Genomic DNA, 21,778 nt, shown 5'->3' on the forward strand with positions numbered 1-21,778 from the left:
CGACGCCTTGACCACCGCACACGCCCCCGCCACTCCCCGCCCGCGCCTGAACATCGGCCAGCTCTCCATCGACCAGCTCACCTTCCCGGAGGCCATCACGGCCATTGGCGAGCTGGTGGACGCGCACCAGGGCGGCTACGTCTTCACCGCCAACGTGGACCACGTCGTCCTGGCGGAGACGAACACGCGCTTCCGCGAGGCGTACCAGAAGGCCACCCTCTCCGTGGTGGACGGGATGCCCATCGTCTGGGCCTCGCGCATGCTGGACGTGTCCCTGCCGGAGCGCATCGCCGGCTCCGACCTCATCCTCCCGCTGGTGAAGCTGGGCGCCGAGCGCAGGTGGCGCATCTTCCTATTGGGCGCGGGCCCCGGCGTCGCGGAGAAGGTGGGCAGGCAGTTCCAGGCGCAGTACCCCGGCATCGAGGTGGTGGGCTGGGACTCGCCCATGGTGAACCTGGACGCGGGCGACGCGCAGAACGACCCCATTGTCGCGCGCATCCGGGAGAAGGACCCGCACCTGCTCTTCGTCGCGCTGGGCAGCCCCAAGCAGGAGGTGTGGATTTCCCAGGTGGCCCAGAAGCTGGGGCCCACGGTGGCCATTGGCATTGGCGCGGGGTTCGACTTCATCGCCGGCACCGCCAAGCGCGCCCCGGAGTGGATCGCCAGGGCCGGCTTCGAGTGGCTCTACCGCCTCACCCACGAGCCCAAGCGCCTGTGGCGCCGATACATCCTCAATGACTCACAATTCGGGGTGATTCTTCTGCGCGAGCTGTGGAAGCGTACGGGAAACAAGCCCACGGAGTGACCCACCCGGGTGGAACAGAACCCTCCTGGTTGTCTCCCTGACAAAGACGTAACAGGTCTGAGAGCCATTGGGCCTGTCTGGACATTTCGCTCAACATCGACGTGACGAACGAAGCGGGCCGCTCGGTCCGCGCGACGCGCACGGTGCGCTACGACACGCAGGCGCCCACGGCGACGCTGGTGACGCCGGCGCCGGGCAGCACGGTGGGCGGCGTGGTGACGCTGGCGGCCCGGGTGACGGATGCGCTGAGCGGCATCAAGAACGTGGCCTTCACGCGGGACGGGTCCGGCATCCGCGCGGGCACGCTCCAGCCGAACGGCACGTGGACCGCGGAGCTGGACACCCGCGAGCTGCTGGATGGCACGCACACGGTGGACGTGTGGATGACGGACGCGGTGGACAACTTCGTCATCCAGAGCTTCAGCTTCACGGTGAAGAACCCCTAGCCGTCTGTGATTGCAGCGCTGTGCCCTTCGGGGCGGGAGGTCCGCACGGGCCTTCCGCCCCGTTGTGTTCGTGGGTGCCTTTGGGCCCATGCTGCGGGCATGGATGCACACAGGGCCGGCGTGTGGATGCTGTTGTTCGTGCTGCTCACGGGCTGCGCCAGCGGGCCCACGGTGCGGCTGCGCACGGAGCGGGGGACTCGGACGTATGCGCCGGCCACCGGGGACCGGCGGGTGCCGGTCAGTGCCCGGGAGTTCGAGGAGGCATTGACGCGGTTGGTATTGGAGGTGCCGCTGACGGTGCGGTCCCCGAGGGTGGTGCGTGCGGTCGCGAAGAAGGGAGCGGAGCTGGACCGGGGGCTCGGGTTCATGCTGCGGGATGGGTACGGACGGTGGTGCCGTGCGCATGAGTCTTCTGGGGATTGCCTGTCGTTGCTGGAGGACGGCGCGGGCTTCAGCTCCATGGACCGGCTGACGCTCGCGGTGGGCATGTCGCTGGAGCCCTTGCGCGCGAGCATCGGTGAAGCGCTGCGGGACACGTTGAGCTCGGAGTTCTTCGTGTCCGTCGTGGCGGGGGCCATCACGTCATGGGTGGTGCTGGCGGTGGCGCCGGAGCCGGTGTTCACCAAGGCAGCTGCGGTGATTGCCGCCGTGTTCCTGGCGTACGTGGGTGTCCAGTCATTCCTCGCGGTGGTGCGGGCGTGCGGCGCGCTGAAGGACGCCACGGACCGGGCGAAGACGTTCCAGGAGCTGGAGGAGGCTGCGAACACGTTCGCTCAGGCGCTGGGGCCGGAGGTGGCACGCGCCTTCGTGCTCGCGGTGACGATGCTGGTGGGTCACGGCGTGACGAAGGGGTTGTCGTCGTCGCTGGCGTTGATGCCTCGCTTCCCGGACGCGGTGAGCGCGGGCGCGGCCCACGCGGGCTTCAACGTGGCGCGCGTCCTGGACGTGAGCGCGGTGGCGGTGGTGGATGGAGTGGTGGAGGTGACGCTCGCGTCCACGGCGGTGGCCATGGCCGCGAGTGGCCCGCCAGCTTCAGGAGGGCCGGGCAAGTGGGTGCAGGTGAATGAGTCGATGTCCGAGCGCGCCCGCGACTATCAGGCCCAGGTGACAGGAGCGCCGAAGGGCTCCGCGTACCGGCTCAAGCAGGGAGACGAAGAGGTCGACTTCGACGGCTATGACCTGCTGGAGGACCTGCCGCTGGAGGCCAAGGGCCCCGGCTACGCGAAGTTCCTTGAGAACGATGCGCAGATGAAGAAGTTCTTCAGTGGGTTCAATGGACTTCGAGATCAGGCCCAGCGCCAGCTACAGATGGCGGAAGGCAGACGCATCCGTTGGATCGTCGCGGAGAAACCGTTCGCGGATTTCCTCCGTGCGGCCTTCGGCCGCCTCCAATTCCAGATTGAAGTCGTCTACATCCCTCCACGTCCTCCCATCCCCTGAGGAGTCCAGGCCATGACCGAGACGTACTACGCGGGCTGCTACTGGCTGGCCCGCTCCGAACCGGTGGAGGATTGCGCTCGGCGCCTGGAAGCCTTTCTCCGGGAGCTCGGCCCGCTCGAGGCGTCATGGAACCGCTGGCATGAAGCGGCGGCCTCATACGACGAGGCTCGAAGGCTTCAGGTCCAGACGGATGCATCGACGCTGACGAAGCTCCTCGGCAGGAAGGGCAATCGGTCTCGCGACAGCTCCAGCTTCTGGCTCTGGGCGGGCGAGAACCCGGATGAGACCTCCGCGGTCAACGGCTACTGCGGGGGCTCCTCCATCCATGTGAACTCGGTCTGCGTCCTGGAGCCGCCAGCCCGAGGCCCGGTCGCGGAGCGAGTCCTGACCGCTGCCGTCCAGGCTCGCCTGGTGCGCGCCATGGCGCTCGCATGGGAACCTGAGTTCGCCCTGGCGACCTCCGAACAGCACCGGGACCTCGTCGCCCCCCCACCAGCCACGACCTTCATCGGCTGGGTCACCTACCTCGCCGACTTCCGCGGCCCCGTGCCCCCACTCCCCGCCCCCGTGCAGGTGGAGCACATCCCGGACCGGGGCACGCTCATCACCCTCACGCAGGAGAGGTTCTCCGTCGAAAACCCCGCCCACGTCGCCCTCGCCGCCGACGTCCAGGCGCGCCTCCAGGCCGCGGGGCTGCTCACCCCGCTGCGGCCCTGGGGCTCCTGAGCGTTCAGCGCGGGCCCGGCTTCGCGAGCCTTCTGAGCAGCGCCTCGTGCGCCGGGTGGCGGGCCACCATCGCCTCCGCCTCCGGCAACTCGAAGTCCGCGAAGTCGAAGCCCGGCGACACCGTGCAGCCCACCAGCGTGTACGCGCCCAGCGGCTCCGCCGCCTGCAACACCCCCGCCGGCACCAGCACCTGCGGCTGATGGCCCTGCGTCACGTCCCGGCCCAGCACCGCCGTCTCCAGCCGGCCGTCCTCGTGCACCAGGTGCAACGCCAGCGGGTCCCCGTCGTGGAACAGCCACAGCTCGTCCGCCCCCACCACCCGGTGCCACGCGGAGAACTCCCCCCGCTGCAGCAGGTAGTAGATGGCCGTCCCCGCGGACCTCCGCCCCCGCAGCGTCTGGACCTGGAATGCCGCCCGGTAGGTCTCCCGGTAGTAGCCACCCTCCGGATGGGGCTTGAGCCCCAGCCTCCGCACCAGCTCTTCAACCATGGTGGGCCCAGTCTAACGCCGAGCCCCCTCAGGGCTTCTTCTTCTGCTGCTGCATCGCGGACGCCACCAGGTTCATCAGCTTCAGCTGCACCGGCGTCAGCCGCCGCAGGTTGCGCATCAGCCGCCGCATCTCCGGCACGTCCTCCTCCACCTTCGGCCGGGGCTTCTCCTTCGGCGGCGGGGCCGCGAACTCCTCGCCCAACCCCAGCAGGTCGTGCGGCGGGATGTTCAGGACGACGCACAGCCGGCGCAGGTTCTGGACGCTCGGCAGCATGTGGCCCCGCTCCAGCCGGCCATACACCTCCGACGCCATGCCGATGCGGTCCGCCACGTCCGCCTGCGTCAGGCCCATCTTCACCCGCACGCTCCGCGCCGCCGCGCCCAGGATTCCCGCCAGTTCCGTGTCCATGCCCTTGTTCCGTCCCCGGGTGCGAGGCGCCTCCGTGGCAGCAGGGTGGGACATAACCCTGAAGGTCGGGTCCTGTCACCTTACTTCAAGGGGTGGGCTCGGGCACGGGCGCGCGCCGGCGCTCGGCCGCGGTGAAGAGCAGGGCCATGGGCAGCCCCAGGAACACCGCGTGCCACACAATCTGGAGGAACTGGGAAACGCTCAGGAACCAGGGGAAGTAGCCGCGCGCCAGGAGCTGGAAGTCCACCAGCCACACGAAGATGCCAAAGAGCATCCCCACCGCCGCCTGGAACTCCCAGCGCCCCCGGCCGTCCACCGGCAGCATCGCGTCCAGCAGCGAGTACACCACCCCCCAGCCCGCCGCGATGACCAGGTGCACCCCCAGGCCCACCGCCACCGCCACCGCCGTGGACACCTGCGGCGTGAAGGCCGGCGGCCCCAGCACCACCGCCGCGCTCATCCGCACCGGGACGAGCGCCCCCTCCCCCGCGGCCACCGCCAGCGCGGTCTCCGCCAGCGCCAGCAACACGCCCGCCGACAGGCCGAACAGCAGCCCGTTCGTGAACGACCAGGGGGTGGGAGTCCTCCGTGCCATGGGTCTGCCTCCTCGGGCGCGCACGGGCACCGGAAGCGGGCCCGTCTGTTCAACGCTGCGCACCCCGAGCGGAAGGGGGCAGCCACCCCGCCCCCCGGGCCCGCCCCAGCCCCGCCCGAACGGCCGGTCAAGGGTTCTTCACCTCCCTTCCGGGCCTGCCGTACGGGCAGTCATTTCTTCCCCTACGATTTCCGGCGGGCCCGTAAGTTCTTCAGACGTCACGGCCGACCCACCGTGAAAGTGCCCGGAATTCCCGGGTCCCACGGGCGGGCACGCGGTTCGCAAGTGCGAAGCTGCGTCGAGGAACCCAACCCGTGTCCCAGTCTTCCGCAAGAAACCGCCTGGTCCTTCCGTACCGCGTCCACTACGCGCCGCCCGCGTGGCGGGAGGTGGGCCGGATGTCCGCCGAAGCCTTCGAGGCCCTGCAGCTGGCCCTGGCGCGGTTGGCGGAGCGGACGAAGACCCAGGACTCGGTGGCGGGACCCGCGCGACACGTCGTGGAGGGCCACGACCTGGAGCTCATCTACGAGAAGGACCCTCGCGCCAGCACGCTCACGCTGCTCTCGGTGACGCGGCTGGGCTGACGCCCCGGGAGCGCCTCGGGCCGACCCCTTCCTCGTTCGGGGCCCCCCTCGCGTCACGCGCTCCGGCCGGACAGCCGGCCCACGGTGGCCAGCAGCTCGTCCGGAATGATGGGCTTCTTCAAGAGGCCTCCCGTGTCCGGCAGCACCTCCGCGCCCACGCCCGACAAGAGCAGCACCGGCACCGCCTTCAGCCGGGGCCAGTCCGCGCGCAGGTGGCGCAGGAACTCCGGGCCGTCCATCACCGGCATCCGCAGGTCCAGGAGGATGACGCTCGGCGGAGGCAGGTGCTGGAGCTCGTCCAGGGCCTCACGGCCATTGGCGGCGACGGCCACCTCGTAGCCATCCGCTTCCAGGATTTCGGCGATGGCGGCGCGAGCATCCTCGTCGTCCTCCACCACGAGCACGGGCTTGTTCGGCGCGGGCTGGACCATGTCCCGCAGCATAGAGACCCCCTCCCCCACGCGGACACGCCTTCCAGGGAATTCCCGACAACTGGTGGACAGATTCCGGCCCCAGGGGGTGGTCCCCGGGCCCTGTCCTCCCAGCTGGACCCGCTCCGGGTGCGCCGCGCTGCTGGGGACGGCGCGCCGCGTCTGGCGTGAAATCATTTGGACAGAAACGAAATACCGGGTCCAGAATCTCCGGACAGCTGCCAACGGGCCGGCCAGGACACGGCCTCACCGTGGAGGGGAGGCAGGCTCGCAAACGTGTGCTCCCTCACGGGTCCCTCACACCTGGGGAGCCCGGGGGGTTAGCGGGTCCCGGAGCCCCTTCCTACCTTGGGCCGACCATGTCGCTGAGGAGCAATGATCAGGGAGGCGCCCGCGCCCGCGAGGCCGCGCCGTGGAAGGCCCGGGCCTGGCGGGAGCTGGAGGCGGGGCGGGAGCGCATCCAGGCGATGCTCGCGCCGCTGCCGGAGCTGGAGCTGATGCGGCAGCACTCGCCGCTCATGTCCCCGCTGGTCTGGGACGTGGCCCACGTGGCGAATTACGAGGAGCAGTGGCTCCTGCGCGCGCTGGGGGCCCCGGCCTTCACGGATCCCGCGTTCGACGCCATCTACGACGCCTTCCGCCACCCCCGGAACACGCGCGCCACGCTGCCGCTGCTGGAGCCGGAGGCCGCCTGGGCCTACGCCACCCGCGTGCGCGCGGCGGTGGGCGCGCACCTGGAGACGCTGCCCGAGGACAGCGCGGATCCGCTGCTGAAGGGCGGCTTCGTCTTCGGCATGGTGGCGCAGCACGCGCAGCAGCACGCGGAGACGCTGGCCGCCACGCTGCAGCTGATGACGCACGTGGAGTACTACCCGGTGGAGTCGCACCGCCCCCGGCCCGGCGCGGTGCCCCAGCACGAGGTCTTCATCCCCGGCGGCCCGGTGCGCCTGGGCAGCGACGACCCGTGGGCCTACGACAACGAGCGCCCGCGGCACACCGTGGACGTGGCGCCCTTCCTCCTGGACGCGCACCCCGTCACCACGGGGGACTTCCTCGTGTTCGTGGAGTCCGGCGGCTACGAGGACGCGCGCTGGTGGGACCCCAAGGGCTTCGAGTGGATCCAGGCGGAGAAGCTGCGCCACCCGCTCTTCTGGATTCCGCAGGGCCACCACGTCTGGCTGCGCCGCCGCTTCGGCACGGTGGAGCCGCTGCCCAGGGACGAGCCCGTGCAGCACGTGTCCTGGTACGAGGCGGACGCGTACGCGAGATGGGCCGGCAAGCGCCTGCCCACCGAAGCCGAGTGGGAGAAGGCCGCGCAGGGCAGTGACGGCGTCGCCCGCGCGCATCCCTGGGGAGACTCGGCGCCCACGGACGCGCACGCCAACCTGGGCGGGACGCGCTGGGGGCCGTCTGCCGTGGGCAGCCACCCGCCAGGCCGCAGCGTGGACGGCGTCTGGGGCCTCCTGGGCGACGTCTGGGAATGGACCGCCAGCGACTTCCAGCCGTACGCGGGCTTCCGGGCCTTTCCGTACCGCGAGTACTCGGAGGTCTTCTTCGGCGACACGTCCAAGGTGCTGCGCGGCGGTGCCTGGGCGAGCGCGCCCGTGGCCGTGCGCAACAGCTTCCGCAACTGGGACTTCCCCATCCGCCGGCAGATCTTCGCCGGCTTCCGCTGTGCACGCGACGTGAGGTGAGGATGACATGAGGATGAGGACGGAGCAGGGCGAGGCGGGCGTCGCGGAGGACTACTCGACGCCGGGGGTGAAGGTGGACGTCCACGTGCAACCCGGGGACGCGCGGCGCGCGCTGCGTTCAGAGGTGCTGGAGGGGCTCTTCCACGGGCCCAAGGAGCTGAGCCCCAAGTGGCTCTACGACGAGCGCGGCAGCCAGCTCTTCGACGACATCACCCGCCTGCCGGAGTACTACCCCACGCGCCGCGAGCGGGAGATCCTGCGCGCCCACGCGGACGACGTGGCGCGGCTGAGCGGCGCGGACACGCTGGTGGAGCTGGGCAGCGGCACCAGTGAGAAGACGCGCCTCCTGCTGGACGCGATGGACGCGGCCGGGCAGCTCAAGCGCTTCGTGCCCTTCGACGTGAGCGAGGCCTTCCTGCGCAAGGCGGCGGACGGCCTGGCGCGCGAGTACCCGCGCATCGCCGTGCACGCGGTGGTGGGCGACTTCGAGCAGCACCTGGACCGCATCCCGGGCGGCGGCCGGCGGCTCATCGCCTTCCTGGGCGGAACCATCGGCAACCTGAAGCCCGCGCAGCGCGCGCTGTTCCTGCACGAGCTGGCGTCCGGACTGAATCCCGGGGACGGGCTGCTGCTGGGCACGGACCTGCTCAAGGACCGCGAGCGCCTCTTCGCCGCCTACAACGACAGCGCGGGCGTGACGGCGGACTTCAACCGCAACGTGCTGCGCGTGCTCAACCGCGAGCTGGACGCGGACTTCGACCCGGAGGCCTTCGAGCACCTGGCCCCGTTCGATGAAGCGAACAAGTGGATCGAGATGCGGCTGATTTCACGCAAGGCCCAGACCGTGTGGCTGAAGGACCTGGGGCGGCGCGTGGAGTTCGCGGAAGGAGAGTGTCTGCGCACGGAGGTCAGCTGCAAGTTCTGCCGCGAGCAGGTGCAGGCGGAGCTAGGCGACGCGGGCCTCGACCTGGCCGCGTGGTGGACCGACGCGGACGGAGACTTCGCGCTGTCGCTGGCGATGAAGCGTTGAGGCTCGAGGGCCGCCCGGCGCTTCGTCAGGAGCGCCGGGCCCGGGCCCGAATCCCGCGGGGAACAACGGGTGCGACGGTCAGGCCTGGCGGCGGCGCGGCGGGTCCCGACGCGCGGGCACCGGAACCGGCGCCGGCTGCTGGGCCGGGCGGGTCCACGCGGCCCACAGCGCGGCGGCCGCGGTGATGACCAGTCCCCCCGCCGCTGCTAGCTGCTCACCCAGGGGCCCGATCTCCACGACCGCCAGGGGGAGGGGAAGCATCTCGGTGAGCGTCATGCGCGGACTCCTTACGAGGGGGCACTGCGTGAAGGCCTGGAACGGGCTCGCGCCCGATACAGGCCGGGAAGCCAAGGTTAGGAAGTCAGACGGCTTTGGGGAAGTCCTGGAGACCTCGGCTCATGGGGCCTGGACGGAATTGCACTCCGGGCCGGGCCCGAAGTCCATCCCCTCCCAGTCGCAGCCGCCAGAAACATCACCCTCTTCACGTAATGGGGACACCCGGGCCGCGCAGGACGTTCCCGGCGACCCCGCCGCTGTCGCTTATCGAGCGTCCGGGTGACGCTTCTTCCACTCCACCTTCATGCAGTGGTCCTGCACCACGCGGATGCCGGCGCGGGCCAGCCGCTCGGCCGCGGCGTCATTGCGGATGCCCAGCTGGAACCACACCGCGTGCGGCTTCTTCGCCAGCATCGCGTCCACGTGCGCCGTGATGTCGTCCGGCCGCAGGAAGACCTGCACCACGTCCACGTCCCCGGGCACGTCCTTCACCGACGCGGAGATGGGCTCGCCCAGGATGCTCCCCTGCTCACCGTGCGTGGGCACGGGCAGCACGGTGAAGCCATGGTCCTTCAGGAACTTCGGGATGGCGTGCGCGGGCTTGTCCGCCTGCGCCTCCGGGCGGATGCCCAGCACGGCGATGCGCTTCGTGCGCGCGAGCAGCTCGCCAATACCTTCCGCGTCTTCGATGAGGTTCTTGCGCCAGTCGTCCATGGGGTCCCGCGCTCCTTGATGAGGAGACCGCGGCCCTCACGGCGAAATTTCAGCGGGGCGCGGCCTGGACCTGGATGGTACGGCAGGCCTCGGTGGCCAGGCGGACTTCCTCGCTGGTGGCGCCGGGCAGGCTCGCGCAGAGGAACAGGTCGTCCCCCACGCGCCGGGCGCCGAAGAACGCGGGCGCCTCCGGGCCCAGGCCTCCATCCGCCAGGGACGGGGCCATGGTCACGCGCAAGAGGGCGAAGGAGGCGGTGTCCTCCTCCTGATCCAGGGACAGCGTGAAGTGCTTCATCTGCTGACGGACGTTGTCCGCCAGCTTCTCCGAGGAGGGCATCTGCTCCCCCTGCCCCGGCTTCAAATCCACGCGCAGCACCGGGCGGCCGGGCGGGCCCGCCTGGAAGCTGCCGTCGGTGGCCACCTGCGCGGACCAGCCCGGCGGCAGCGGCACCTTCACGCCCGAGCGCAGCCCCGCGTCCTCCGCCAGGTCCTCGGCGGACGGCGTCTCCCCGTGGCAGCCCTTGCAGCCACCTCCCAGGAGCATGCCGAGCGAGACGACCCCGAGCCCGATGAGCCTCGAGGTCTTCCGCGCGCTGGACGCGAACCGGCGCACCGTTACTTCTTCTCTCCGGGCGGAGGCGGATTGCCGCCCTTGCCCTGGCTCCGCATCTTGGAATTGCCGTCGAAGGACGCGCCGCGCTCCATGGTCAGCGCCGGCGACTCGATGTCGCCGCGAATCTGGCCCGTCGCCTTCAGCTCGATGAGCTGCGTGGCGCGCACGTTGCCTTCCACGGTGCCGTTGATGATGACGGTACCGGCCTGGATATCCCCGTTCACCTGGGCACCGTCACCAATCACCAGCACGTCCTTGGTGATGATCTGCCCCTTGAACTTGCCGTCGATGCGGACCTGCCCTTCGAAGGAAAGCTTTCCCTCGAACTCGCTTCCCTTACCCAGAAGCGTGTGAACCTCACCCGGACGCGTTGACACGAAATCCTCCTCCCGTTTGAACAGGGGCTTGCTGGGTGCTTCGTCCTTCTTCCCGCCAAGGAGCGCCACGCCCTACTCCTTCCTCAGAAGCTTCAACAGCCTGTCCAGGTCATCGTAGGAGAAGAAGTCCACTTCCAGGGTGCCTTTTCCCGGGCTTTTCTCCGTCAGACGAACCTTGGTGCCCAACCGGCGCTGGAGCTCCTCGGTGAGCGACTTCACCTGCGGGCTGACCTTGGGCGCCGGCTTCCCGGAGTCCTTGCCGCCCTTCGCGGACCGGCCCTGCTGCACCAGCTTCTCCGTGTCGCGCACGGACAGCTTCTTCTCCGTCACCTGCTTCGCCAGGCTCTGGAGCTCCGGCAGCCGGGGCACGCCGAGCAGCGCGCGCGCGTGGCCCATGGACAGCGACCCGTCCGCCACCATGGCCTTCACGTCCGGCGGCAGCGCCAGCAGGCGCAGCGCGTTCGCGACGGTGGAGCGCTCCTTGCCCACCTTCTGGGCCACCTGCTCCTGCGTGAGCTTGAACTCCTCCACCAGGCGCCGGTAGCCGTCCGCCTCTTCAATGGGGTTCAAGTCCGCGCGCTGGAGGTTCTCCACCAGGGCGAGCTCGAAGGACTCGGCCTCCGTGACCTCGCGCACGATGGCGGGGATTTCCTTGAGGCCCGCGGCCTGGGAGGCGCGCCAGCGGCGCTCGCCCGCGATGATGAGGTAGCCCTCGCCGCCCTTGTTCGGGTTCTTCCGGACGAGGATGGGCTGGAGCAGGCCCTGCGCCTTGATGGACTCGGTGAGCTCGTGGAGCTTGGTCTCGTCGAAGTGGCGGCGGGGCTGGAGCGGGTCGCGGTGGATGGTCTCGATGGCCAGCTTGAGCACGCCGGGCTTCGGCGGCGGAGCAGCGGGAGCCGGCGCGGCGGGGGCGGCCTGGGGGATGAGGGCGGAGAGGCCCCGGCCGAGGGCGCGCTTCTGGGTGTCTGCGTTCTTCTGCACGGCGGTAGGGAGCTCCCCGCGCCGGCGTGGAGCCGGCGCGCGTGGGACTGACGGGTTCACGGCGAACCGGGCACCCGGTCCCACCATTCACATCTCTCTATTAAGGAGGCGACCGGTCAGGCGACCCGGCGCTTGGACGGCTTGGGGGAGTCCCGGCGCATCAGCTCGCGGCCCAGGGCCAGGTAGCTCTCACAGCCCTTGGACTTGATGTCATAGAGGATGATCGGCTTGCCGAAGGACGGGCACTCGGACAGGCGCACGTTGCGCGGCACGACGGCCTGGAAGACCTGGTCCTTGAAGTAGCCGCGCACCTCGTCCACGACCTGGTGGGCGATGTTGGCGCGAGCGTCGAACATGGTCAGCAGGATGCCTTCCATCTTCAGCGAGGGGTTGAGCCCCTGCTTGACCAGGTCGATGGTGTGCGTGAGCTGGGAGAGGCCCTCGAGCGCGTAGTACTCGCACTGGAGCGGGATGAGGACGGAGTCCGCGGTCACGAGCGCGTTGAGCGTGAGCAGGCCGAGCGAGGGCGGACAGTCGATGATGATGTAGTCGTACTTGTCCTTGAGCGGCAGCAGGGCTTCGCGCAGGCGGAACTCACGGCGCTCCTGGTTGACGAGTTCGACCTCCGCGCCGGTGAGGTCGGGCGTGGCGGGGATGACCTGGAGGAAGCGCAGCTCGGTGGGGTGGATGAGCTCGGATGCTGGGCGGCCGCCGAGGAGGGCGTCGTAGACGGTGCCGTTGAGGTTCTCGCGCTTGAGGCCCAGACCGCTGCCGGCGTTGCCCTGGGGGTCCATGTCCACCAGCAGGGTGCGGCGCTCCGCGGAGGCGAGGCTCGCGGCGAGGTTGATGGCGGTGGTGGTCTTACCCACGCCGCCCTTCTGGTTGGAGATGCAGATGATACGACCCACGTGGCCCATCCTCTCTCGCCCCGGCTGACGCCAGAGCCCCGCCCGCAGTTCGCGCGGACGTGCGCGCGAATCGGGGCCTGATCAGCCAGCTAGCACGGGGTTCGAGGACGGATCAATTTCCCATCCAAGCCGTGCCGCGAGGCGTGCCCGGCCCCTCGCTCGGGGGCCCGTGGGCAGGGGGTGCAGGGTGGGAATTCGCGCGGATGGGGGTGCTTGGGCGTGCCTGCCTGGCTGCTCCTGGCGCGGGTGATTCCGTGCGGGGCGGAAGGGTGTTGGGTTTTTCAGGGGGTCCCGCGCGGCGAAGTTCGTGAAGCGGGCCCGCGCCACCTTCATGAGGTGGGAGCACGTGAACGCCGGGCGGTTCGCGGGGAGCACCTCATCGGATGCGCGAGCCGCGTGAGGCACGGCGCCCGGCGTCGGTCCGGCATCCGCGTTTGGAGCCGGTGGTGGGGTTCGCGGTGCGGAACGGGCTGGTGCGGACAACGGCCGTCCACCATGCGTCGCCATCGGGTGCCCGGTCTCGCCGCACGGTGCCGGCATCGGGCGCCGAAGTCGCGCGTGTGAGGTGGAACACGGCACGAACCGCGGGCCTGCTCATCACGTGCGACGAAGCACCGGGTTCACGGCCGTGCCCCGAATCGGTGGCGCGACCATGAGCTGCGGAAGTCCCAGCCATGGGCCACCGGACGTTCCACGTGGAACACGCGCCATGCGGTGACGAAGGTCGCGCCGCGAAGAACCGCCCCGGCACTTCTCCGCGAACCCCACCGTCCCTCCCGCCCATGACGGTCGTGCCCACGGTCCCATCCGCTGGTGCTGGCACCGCGATGCGAACAGACAGCCTGGGCACTCCGCGCGAGCCACACCCAAGCGAGTGGCCCGTTGAAGGTGAGTCGTTCCGCGCGAACGGCATCTCGCGGATGCGAGGTCCACTACCAGCGCCGCGATGCGAACGGACGGACGGACCACTCGCCTCTCGCGAATCGCGCAGACCATCAGCAGCGCATCGAGCGCTTCACATGGGTGACTTCTCGCGCATGCGAGCACCTCGCCGCGAAAGTCCAACCGACGCTTCAGGCGGACCACGCTCAACGCAGGCTGCGCATCACCGGTGCGCCGTTCCGCATGGGCGGCTCCGCGCGCAGGCGCGGGTTCCTGTTGGGAGCGGCCGGCCCCCGCTTCACGCGGACCATGCCCAACGCAGTCGGCGCATCGGCGGTGAGCCGCTCCATCTCGAGGACGCTCGGGCTGCGCGAACCCGCGCCGGGAAAGGTCGACCGACACTTCACGGGGGCTACGCCAACGCAGGCTTCACGTTGAAGGAGCGCCGCTCCGTGTGAACCGCATCCGCGGCTGCGCGAGCCCACGCCGCGAAGATCGACCAGCGCTTTCGCTGCCCCCATTCAACGCAGGCAGCGCATCGACGATGAGCCGCTCCACATGAACGGTGTCTCGCGCATGCGAGCACCGCTCCGCCCAGGAACGGTCAGCGCCTTTCTTCGGTGAGCCACTCACCCGGAGACGGTCGGATCCATCCACGCAGGCCGTTCCACGTGGAACACGCCCACGCTGTCGTGAGCACGGGGCACAAAGGAAGGCCCGTCATCTGGCGTGAGCAGGAACGGCGCAAGGTCCGAGTCCACAGCGTGGGCCGTTCCACGTGGAACACGCCCACGCTGTCGTGAGCACCGCGCTTCGCGAGAACGGTGAGCACTGCGTGGAGCAGCGCCGATAGCGGCATCGTCACCACGCAAGAGGTTCCACGTGGAACACGGCTTCGCTTCCATGGGCCACCACGGGCCACCCTCCCCTGCTGCTCATCGCGGTCAGGCTCAGCACAGGTGCCTCATCCATCCGCGGACGTTCCACGTGGAACATGGGCTCGCATCCATGCGCCCCGTTCAGCGACTCCTCCTGACGCTCATCCCGGCGCCCACTTCGGATGCCGCATCCATGCGCGGACGTTCCACGTGGAACACGCCCATGCTTCAGCGCCCCACTCAATTCAGGAGCACCTCATCCGTGCTCGTGGCCGGCGCTTCGCGGCAAAGGATCCGTCTGGACGTTCCACGTGGAACACGCCTTCACCTTCCATCAGCCCGTTCGGCGCAGACCCGCGGATGCCCATCCCAGCCGGGCCCAGGACAGGCGGCTCATCCCTGCGCGGACGTTCCACGTGGAACACGCCCACGACTCCGCTATCACGCCCAGGTCTTGGCGCCGCATGAGCCGCTCGCGGACTTCGGTGCTTCCAGCCAGCGGATCCGCAGGGGCGTTCCACGTGGAACACAGGTCCGCATCCATGAGCTCGTTCAACGAACTTGTGGGTGCTCGTTGAGGACCTGCCTTCCCCAGCCGCATCCACGATGCGCGTGTTCCACGTGGAACACGCGCCTGGCTTCGCAACCACGCTCAGGTCAAAGCAGCACATGAGCGGTTCGCGGACCTCCCTGCTTCCAGGCAGTGGATCCACCGGGACGTTCCACGTGGAACACGGCTTCGCTTCCATCAGCTCGTTCAGCGGCCCCATGGGTGCTCGTCGCGGACCTGCCTTCCCAGCCGCATGAGCGCCATGGACGTTCCACGTGGAACACGCCTCAGCGCCCGTGAGCTTCATGCGCCAGGGCCACTTCCGGCTCACGTGACTCAAGCCGTGGCTGAGGAAGGGGGCGTCCCGCATCGGGGGCTCTTTCATCCACCATGGTCCCTCGCCACCAACCGTGGGCCCTGGCGTGAAGGCCGGTCGGCTCCGCCGTTCATGGGTTCGCGGATGAAGGCGTCGAGGGCCCGATGCGCAGCCGTTCATGCGGCCCTTCATCCGAGAGCGTGCTCCACGTGGAACACGCGATGCCGCATGAGCGGCGGCTCCCCTCCCCTGCTCATCATCAAGCGCTCCGGGTCAGGAAGCCGAAGCGCCATGCGAACCACCGCGTGCCGCATCACCCGCTTCAGCGCTTGTTCGCCCGCGCCCTCATGCACGGACCGGACGCGGGCCGGTGTTCCACGTGGAACACCGGCCGACCGCGCAGCCTCTGCCTCCGTGCCTTCATCTGACTTCAGCGCTGCGCATCACGCAGCGGGGCCGTGGATGACAGCGCGGTCCTCGCGGCTTCGCGCATGCGCATCGGGCGGGCCGGTGTGGCGGGATGCAGACCCGGCCAGTGCTTGCGCATCAACGTCGGCGTGGGCCCGGTCAGCCTTACGCGAGCGTTCACGTGTCGGCCCCGGAATGCTTCGCGTGGTTCGGGCCTGGCGACATCCAGGGCCCGCACCCGTCCTTCCGGCCCAGAGGGTTCCACGTGGAACGTGCGCATCCGGGCCTCCGTGTCTGCTTCACACGGGCGAGGCGGGGAACCCCAGCTCATGGCGAGTTGGGGTTCCCCTCCCCTGCTTCGGTCAGTGCGCCCAGGCGGCTTGCTGAAGGACGACGCGGTAGCCGTCCGGATCCTCGAAGGTCTTCCCGTTCGCGTCCCAGTACGGATTGCGCGAGGTCACCGGCGCGAAGCCCGCGGCCTCCATCCGGTGGACCCGCGCGGACCAGGCTTCCGGGTCCGGCACGTAGAACACCAGGAGGTGGTCCTCGGTTGGAGCTCGCGGCGCTTCGTGTCCTCGCTCCACCGTGAACTCCAGGTGGTACGGCGCTCCCGGATGCCCGAGCATCACGCCGTCGAACCCCGCGTGGTCCTCGAACCGCCCGAGCACCTCGAAACCCAACCCGTCCCGGTAGAAGCGCACCACCGCGTCCAGGTCCCGTGCCGGCCTCGCGACCCGCAGCTTCACTGTGTCCATGAGTAACCCTCTCGTTCTGGAATCCGTATCCAGGTGGTACCCGTCATAGGATGAAGGGACGCTCTTTTCGCGCGGACCGTGGGCCTGCACCTTGTGCCCATGACCACGAAACAGCAGCCCCTGAACTCCGGCTTCGGCGCCACCACCACCGCTCGCGAGGCTCTGGGCAACACCCGGCTGGAGGGCACCGTCGCCATCGTGACCGGTGGCTACGCGGGCATCGGCTTGGAGACCACCCGCACGCTCCATGCCGCCGGTGCCACCGTCATCGTCCCTGCCCGGACTCCCGACAAGGCCCGCGCCGCGCTCGCGGGCATGGAGCGCGTGGAGCTGGAACAGCTGGATCTCATCGACCCGGCATCCATCGATGCGTTCGCCTCGCGCTTCCTCGAGTCGGGCCGGCCGCTGCACCTGCTGAGCAACAACGCGGGCATCATGGCCGCGCCGCTCACCCGGGATGCGCGCGGGTTCGAATCGCAGTTCGCCACCAACCACCTGGGCCACTTCCAGCTCACCGCCCGGCTGTGGCCCGCGCTGAAGCAGGCAAACGGCGCGCGCGTGGTGTGCCTGTCGTCACGCGGCCACTTCTTCGCGGACGTCGACTTCGAGGACCCCTTCTTCCAGAAGCGCCCCTACGACAAGTGGGTCGCCTACGGGCAGTCGAAGACCGCGAACATCCTCTTCGCGGTCGGGCTGGATGCGCGCGGCGAGCCCCACCGCGTTCGCGCGTTCGCCGTCCATCCCGGCGGCATCCTCACGGAGCTGGTCCGGTCCATGTCCGAGGAGGAGGTCCGCGCCTCCATTGAAAACTCCAACAAGCTGGAGCCGCTGAAGACGCCGGAGCAGGGCGCCGCGACCACGGTCTGGTGCGCGACCAGTCCCCAACTGGCGGGCAAGGGCGGCGTGTACTGCGAGAACGTCGACATCGCGCCGCTCGCGCCTCCCGACGCCACCGTCCGGCGCGGGGTGAAGGAATGGGCCGTGGATCCGAAGCGGGCCGACCGGCTGTGGACCGCGAGCGAGGCGTGGACCGGCGTCCGCTTCAATCCGTGACGCGCGGATCCGCGCGACGTGCGGTCCGAACCGGGAGATGCGGGCTGGATGAACAGCGTCCCCGCGCGCTCCGGGTCGGGACCGGGACGCGGCGCATAGAACGACACGCGAACCTCCCGCCCATCGGGTTCCGAGTCCGTGAGCGTGACGTTCTCGAACTCGACGGGCCCCACCTCCACCTCCGGACGCAATCGCTCACGGCGGCTGCGAAGAAAGCGCGCGAGCTCGACGCGCCCGGGACTGCGGGAGGCGTCCGTCACGAGGCGGAACGTCAGGCGAACCCTCCGCGTGTGGCATCGGCGGCGTCAGCTCCACGCATCGCGTGCGGACGCTCGTGACCACCCCGGACGTCCAGGCGGAAGGCCTCCGCTCCATTTGCATAGTCTGCTATTTTTATTTACATAGCAGGCTATTAAAACAACCAAGACAGTGGGAATCATCGGGGGCGGTCCGGGCGGGCTGATGTTGGCCCGGGTCCTGGCCACTCGGGGCATCACGGCGACGGTGTTCGAGCTGGATGAGCACCCGCTCGCCCGTCCGCAGGGAGGTTCGCTGGACCTGCACGGCGACTCCGGGCTGCGCGCGCTTCGCGAGGCCGGACTGGAGGCGGAGTTCAACGCCGTCGCCCGGTACGACGACCAGGGCGATGCCATCTACGACTCCCAGGGGACGCTCCACTTCCAGCACAACGAGGCGAGCGCCGGCGACCGGCCGGAGATCGACCGCACGCAGCTGCGCGCCATCCTCCTGAACAGCCTCCCTTCGGAACGGATCCGCTGGGGAAGCAAGGTATCCGCCGTGGAGCCGCTCCCCGATGGGCGCTACCGCGTCGTGGGGCCGACGGGCTCGCTCGGCGAGTTCGACCTGGTGGTGGGCGCGGATGGCGCGTGGTCCAAGGTCCGCCCGCTCGTGTCCCCAGCGACGCCGTTCTTCACGGGCGTGCTCTTCATCGAGCTGCAAATCGACGACGTGGACACGCGGCATCCGGAGGTCGCGAGGCTGCTTCCGAGCGGGAAGATCTCCGTGGTCGGAGGCATCCAGGGCCTCATCGCCCAGCGCAGCAGCGACGGCCACGTGCGCGCCTACTTCATGTTCCGGGTGTCCGAGGCGCAGCTCCGGGAAGGGGTCGTGGACACGTCCTCCCCTGCCCGCGCCCGTGAACAGCTCAAGGCGATGCTCCCGGGATGGACGCCCTTGATGCTCACGTTCATCGACGCGAGCAACGACTCGATGGCCGCGCGCCCCATCGTCGCGCTGCCGGTGGGCCACCGGTGGACGCACCGGCCGGGCGTGACGCTGCTCGGGGACGCGGCCCACGTCATGCCGCCCTTTGGCGGCGAGGGCGTGAACATGGCGATGCTCGATGGACTGGAGCTGGGGCTCGCGCTCGCCGCGGACTCCGACTGGAGCCAGGCCGTGAAGGGCTACGAGGCGGCCATGTTCGAGCGCGCCGCCATCGCGGCCGAGGGCTCCATGCAGGGCATGGACTTCCTCTCCGAGCACGCGCTCGAGCACGTGCTGGAGCACTTCCGGGAGATCCCGCGGGAGCTGGCGGCCGCGGGCTCGCACTGAAACGGGAGCCCGAGCGCCCTCCCCTCCCCTACTGCTTCGCGAACACCGCGACCTGTCGCTCGGCGCCGGAGAACGGGAGCCGGTACGCCCGGGCGGACACCACGCGCAGGTTGCGCTCGGCCGCGCGCGCCTGGAGCTCCGCGTCCGTCTGCGCCTTGCCGAGCATCGCCACCACGCGTCCGCCCTCTTCCACGTACGCGGGCGCCAGGTTCAGCCAGTCCGGCAGGTCCATGAACGCGCGCGCGATGAGCACCTGCGCGCGCGGAATCCCCTCCGCCTCCGGCTTCCCTTCCGCCCGGGCGTGAAGTCCGCGCACGCCGACAAGGCGCAGGCTGGCGGCGGCGGCCTTGATGAACGCGATCTTCTTGCCCACCGCGTCCACCAGCGTCACGCCCATGTCCGGCAGCTCCAGCTTGAGCGGCAGTCCCGGGAAGCCCGCGCCCGCGCCCAAATCCAGCAGCGACGTCGCGCCCTTCACCTCCGGCAGCACCGCCAGCGAGTCCAGGAAGTGCTTCTCCAGCACCTCCTCCGGCGCGGTGATGGCCGTGAGGTTCACCTTCGCGTTCCACTTCAAGAGCTCCGCCATCAACTGCTGGAGCCTGGGCCCCACGTCCGGTCCCACGGAGACGCCCAACGCACTGCATCCCGAGGCCAGCAGATCTGCGAACCGCGCGTTATCCACAACACCTCCACCCCGAAGGGTCCTGCAAGTCCTTGGAATCACTCAGGGGAAATGGATCCCCAGAGATGTCCACACGTTATCCACAGCCCTGCTCCTGATCACTTGACGTTTCCTGTCCCCGCTTGAGCGCGACCAGGAGCAGGGACACCGCGGCAGGCGTCAGGCCCGGAATCCGCCGGGCCTGCCCCACCGTCCCGGGCCGGTGCGCGGACAACTTCTCCACGGCCTCCGTGCTCAGGCCGCGCACGTCCGTGAAGCGGAACGCGTCCGGGATGCGCCAGCGGTCGGAGGCCTCCGCCTCGCGCGCCGCGGCCCGGGCGGCCTGGGCGATATAGCCCTCGTACTTCACCTCCACCTCCACCTCCTCCGCGACGTCGGGGGCCAGCGCCGGGAAGTCCTCACGCTCCTGCGCGAGCTGCGCGTACGTCACCTCCGGGCGCTTGAGCCGCATCGCCAGGCCCGTGCGCTTGAGCCGCGCGACCTCCTCCGTCACCGCGTGGGCCCGAGCCTCGGCGCGCTCCAGGGCCTCCTTGGGCAACAGCCCCACGCGATGCCCGTGCCGGGCGAGCCGCAGATCCGCGTTGCCCTCGCGCAGCTTGAGCCGGTGCTCGGAGCGGCTGGTGAACATGCGGAACGGTTCATCCACGCCCTTCGTCACCAGGTCGTCCACGAGCACCGCGCCGTGTGCCTCATCGCGGCCCACGACGAGCGGCGGTTCTCCCTTCACCTGGAGCGCCGCCTGGATGCCGGCCCACAAGCCCTGGAAGGCGGCCTCCTCGTAGCCAGACGTGCCGTTGAGCTGGCCCGCGAAGAAAAGGCCCGCGACGGCCTTCGTCTCCAGCGTGGAGTGCAGCTGCGTGGGCGGCGCGTAGTCGTACTCCACCGCGTAGCCGTAGCGGACCACCTCCACGCGAGACAGACCCGGGATGGTGCGCAGGAACTCCCGCTGCACGTCCGCGGGCATGCTGGTGGACAGGCCCGCCGGATAGACGAGCGGCGACGTGGGCCCCTCCGGTTCGAGGAACACCTGGTGCCGTTCGCGCGCGGCGAAGCGCACCACCTTGTCCTCCAGCGACGGGCAGTACCTTGGGCCCCGCCCCACGATGTCCCCCTGGAACAGCGGCGAGCGGTGCAGGTTGTCGCGCAGCAACTGATGCGTCGCCTCCGTCGTCGCCGTGAGCCCGCACGTCACCGAGGGCTGACGAGGGAACGGCAGGCCTTCTTCCATCCGCGTGCGCCAGGAGAACGGCCGCACGCCCGCGTCTCCGGGCTGCGGCGTGACGGCGTCCCAGTCGATGCTGTCGCGGGACAGCCGCGCGGGCGTGCCCGTCTTGAAGCGGCCCAGCGTGAAGCCCAGCGCGTGCAGCGACTCCGACAGGCCTCGCGCGGCTTCATCTCCCAGCCGGCCGCCCACCTCCTTCTGCTCGCCCACGTGCATGAGCGCGCGCAGGAAGGTGCCGGTGGTGAGGAGCACCGCGCGGGCCATCACCTGCGTGCCGTCCCCCAGCACCACGCCCTTCACCCTCCCCGCTTCCGCGACCACGGCCGCCACTTCGCCCTCGCGCACGGTGAGGTTCGGCTGCGTGAAGAGCACGGCCTGCATGCCGGCGGCGTAGGCGTCGCGGTCGCAGAGGACGCGGGTGGCCTGCACCGCGGGGCCCTTGGAGGGATTGAGCACCTTGACGTGCGTGCCCGCGAGGTCCGCCGCGCGGCCCATCTGTCCGCCCAGCGCATCCAGCTCACGCACCAGGTGGCCCTTGGCGGTGCCTCCCACGGCGGGGTTGCAGCTCATCACCGCGGCGCGCTCGCGCTTGAGCGTCACGCCCAGGGTGGACAGGCCCATGCGCGCGCACGCGAGCGCCGCCTCGCAGCCCGCGTGGCCCAGGCCCACCACGACGATGTCGTATCGGAGTTCCATCGCGTCCCGGGGGTATCACGCCCGGACGCGTCCGTGGCAAGCCGGAGCCCGCGGATGCCGTTCCCCCGGCCGGTGCCTCACCCGCCGGGGTGGTGCCCCAAACACAGACATGCCCACGAGTTTGGGAGCGCGCGAGGCGGGCAGTGGGAGGGGTAACAACGCCGCCCGCCTCGCGCGCACCAGTCATCGTGGATCCGTCACGGGCGCGCCTGACACACCGGTGGCGTCTCTGGCCCTTCGACGGC

General features: G+C 69.9%; 22 protein-coding genes. 9 read left to right on the plus strand and 13 right to left on the minus strand.

All coding sequences use genetic code 11. The features are described 5' to 3' along the window. Window positions 1-7 precede the first annotated feature (7 nt). From epsA to KYK13_RS38570, 4 genes are all read left to right on the plus strand, one after another. Window positions 8-805, plus strand: coding sequence for an exopolysaccharide biosynthesis glycosyltransferase EpsA (gene epsA / locus KYK13_RS38555; protein ID WP_223640506.1), 798 nt, complete (start codon window positions 8-10; stop codon window positions 803-805). A 101-nt stretch (window positions 806-906) separates the two neighbouring features. Further along, entirely contained in the window at window positions 907-1,251 is a 345-nt protein-coding gene (locus KYK13_RS38560; protein ID WP_223640509.1) for an Ig-like domain-containing protein, read from the plus strand. Between the two features lie 99 nt (window positions 1,252-1,350). Further along, window positions 1,351-2,691, plus strand: a complete 1,341-nt coding sequence (locus tag KYK13_RS38565) for a Tox-REase-5 domain-containing protein (RefSeq protein ID WP_223640512.1) — start codon at window positions 1,351-1,353, stop codon at window positions 2,689-2,691. Between the two features lie 12 nt (window positions 2,692-2,703). Then, the gene (locus KYK13_RS38570) at window positions 2,704-3,417 is read left to right on the plus strand and encodes an immunity 52 family protein (protein WP_223640515.1); all 714 of its coding nucleotides are present in this window, start codon (window positions 2,704-2,706) and stop codon (window positions 3,415-3,417) included. Window positions 3,418-3,421: 4 nt separating this feature from the next. Here the strand turns inward: KYK13_RS38570 and KYK13_RS38575 are convergent, their stop codons facing one another. The 3 genes from KYK13_RS38575 to KYK13_RS38585 all read right to left on the minus strand — a co-directional run bounded on the left by KYK13_RS38575 (window position 3,422) and on the right by KYK13_RS38585 (window position 4,911). Continuing rightward, entirely contained in the window at window positions 3,422-3,907 is a 486-nt protein-coding gene (locus tag KYK13_RS38575) for a cupin domain-containing protein (protein ID WP_223640518.1), read from the minus strand. 28 nt (window positions 3,908-3,935) lie between these two features. Then, entirely contained in the window at window positions 3,936-4,316 is a 381-nt protein-coding gene (locus KYK13_RS38580) for a helix-turn-helix domain-containing protein (protein ID WP_223640521.1), read from the minus strand. A gap of 85 nt (window positions 4,317-4,401) precedes the next feature. Next, complete coding sequence (locus KYK13_RS38585; protein ID WP_223640523.1) at window positions 4,402-4,911, minus strand: hypothetical protein; 510 nt, start codon at window positions 4,909-4,911, stop codon at window positions 4,402-4,404. Between the two features lie 314 nt (window positions 4,912-5,225). Here KYK13_RS38585 and KYK13_RS38590 point away from each other — a divergent pair, with 314 nt between their 5' ends. Continuing rightward, a complete protein-coding gene (locus KYK13_RS38590) occupies window positions 5,226-5,495 on the plus strand; it encodes a hypothetical protein (RefSeq protein ID WP_223640526.1) in 270 nt (89 codons plus the stop codon). A 53-nt stretch (window positions 5,496-5,548) separates the two neighbouring features. On the opposite strand, the gene KYK13_RS38595 is transcribed toward KYK13_RS38590, so the two are convergent. Then, window positions 5,549-5,938, minus strand: coding sequence for a response regulator (locus tag KYK13_RS38595; RefSeq protein ID WP_223640528.1), 390 nt, complete (start codon window positions 5,936-5,938; stop codon window positions 5,549-5,551). Between the two features lie 347 nt (window positions 5,939-6,285). Here KYK13_RS38595 and egtB point away from each other — a divergent pair, with 347 nt between their 5' ends. After that, window positions 6,286-7,620 (plus strand): ergothioneine biosynthesis protein EgtB, encoded by a 1,335-nt coding sequence (gene egtB / locus KYK13_RS38600; protein ID WP_223640530.1) that lies wholly within the window; start codon window positions 6,286-6,288, stop codon window positions 7,618-7,620. A 7-nt stretch (window positions 7,621-7,627) separates the two neighbouring features. After that, window positions 7,628-8,650: an L-histidine N(alpha)-methyltransferase gene (egtD, locus tag KYK13_RS38605; RefSeq protein ID WP_223640532.1), complete on the plus strand. Its 1,023-nt coding sequence runs from the start codon at window positions 7,628-7,630 to the stop codon at window positions 8,648-8,650. Between the two features lie 78 nt (window positions 8,651-8,728). Here egtD and KYK13_RS38610 read toward each other — a convergent pair whose 3' ends face one another. From KYK13_RS38610 to KYK13_RS38640, 7 genes are all read right to left on the minus strand, one after another. Then, window positions 8,729-8,926 carry a hypothetical protein gene (locus KYK13_RS38610; RefSeq protein ID WP_223640534.1) on the minus strand — a complete coding sequence of 66 codons (198 nt, stop codon included), beginning with the start codon at window positions 8,924-8,926 and terminating at the stop codon, window positions 8,729-8,731. A 264-nt stretch (window positions 8,927-9,190) separates the two neighbouring features. Further along, the gene (locus KYK13_RS38615) at window positions 9,191-9,640 is read right to left on the minus strand and encodes a CoA-binding protein (protein WP_223640536.1); all 450 of its coding nucleotides are present in this window, start codon (window positions 9,638-9,640) and stop codon (window positions 9,191-9,193) included. A gap of 49 nt (window positions 9,641-9,689) precedes the next feature. Next, window positions 9,690-10,253 carry a hypothetical protein gene (locus KYK13_RS38620; RefSeq protein WP_223640538.1) on the minus strand — a complete coding sequence of 188 codons (564 nt, stop codon included), beginning with the start codon at window positions 10,251-10,253 and terminating at the stop codon, window positions 9,690-9,692. Window positions 10,254-10,255: 2 nt separating this feature from the next. Next, window positions 10,256-10,699 carry a polymer-forming cytoskeletal protein gene (locus KYK13_RS38625; RefSeq protein WP_223640540.1) on the minus strand — a complete coding sequence of 148 codons (444 nt, stop codon included), beginning with the start codon at window positions 10,697-10,699 and terminating at the stop codon, window positions 10,256-10,258. A 3-nt stretch (window positions 10,700-10,702) separates the two neighbouring features. Further along, on the minus strand, window positions 10,703-11,611 hold the full coding sequence (locus KYK13_RS38630; RefSeq protein WP_223640543.1) for a ParB/RepB/Spo0J family partition protein: 909 nt from the start codon (window positions 11,609-11,611) through the stop codon (window positions 10,703-10,705). A gap of 116 nt (window positions 11,612-11,727) precedes the next feature. Further along, window positions 11,728-12,519, minus strand: a complete 792-nt coding sequence (locus KYK13_RS38635; protein WP_223640546.1) for a ParA family protein — start codon at window positions 12,517-12,519, stop codon at window positions 11,728-11,730. A gap of 3,396 nt (window positions 12,520-15,915) precedes the next feature. After that, window positions 15,916-16,308 (minus strand): VOC family protein, encoded by a 393-nt coding sequence (locus KYK13_RS38640; protein ID WP_223640549.1) that lies wholly within the window; start codon window positions 16,306-16,308, stop codon window positions 15,916-15,918. A gap of 99 nt (window positions 16,309-16,407) precedes the next feature. Here KYK13_RS38640 and KYK13_RS38645 point away from each other — a divergent pair, with 99 nt between their 5' ends. Continuing rightward, entirely contained in the window at window positions 16,408-17,361 is a 954-nt protein-coding gene (locus tag KYK13_RS38645; RefSeq protein WP_223640552.1) for an oxidoreductase, read from the plus strand. Between the two features lie 429 nt (window positions 17,362-17,790). After that, window positions 17,791-18,933: an NAD(P)/FAD-dependent oxidoreductase gene (locus tag KYK13_RS38650; RefSeq protein WP_223640554.1), complete on the plus strand. Its 1,143-nt coding sequence runs from the start codon at window positions 17,791-17,793 to the stop codon at window positions 18,931-18,933. A gap of 28 nt (window positions 18,934-18,961) precedes the next feature. Here the strand turns inward: KYK13_RS38650 and rsmG are convergent, their stop codons facing one another. After that, window positions 18,962-19,615 (minus strand): 16S rRNA (guanine(527)-N(7))-methyltransferase RsmG, encoded by a 654-nt coding sequence (rsmG, locus tag KYK13_RS38655; protein WP_370645255.1) that lies wholly within the window; start codon window positions 19,613-19,615, stop codon window positions 18,962-18,964. 76 nt (window positions 19,616-19,691) lie between these two features. Continuing rightward, window positions 19,692-21,533, minus strand: a complete 1,842-nt coding sequence (gene mnmG / locus KYK13_RS38660) for a tRNA uridine-5-carboxymethylaminomethyl(34) synthesis enzyme MnmG (RefSeq protein WP_223640560.1) — start codon at window positions 21,531-21,533, stop codon at window positions 19,692-19,694. Window positions 21,534-21,778 lie beyond the last annotated feature (245 nt).

The organism is Corallococcus sp. EGB, from assembly GCF_019968905.1.
In the GTDB taxonomy this organism is placed as follows: domain Bacteria; phylum Myxococcota; class Myxococcia; order Myxococcales; family Myxococcaceae; genus Corallococcus.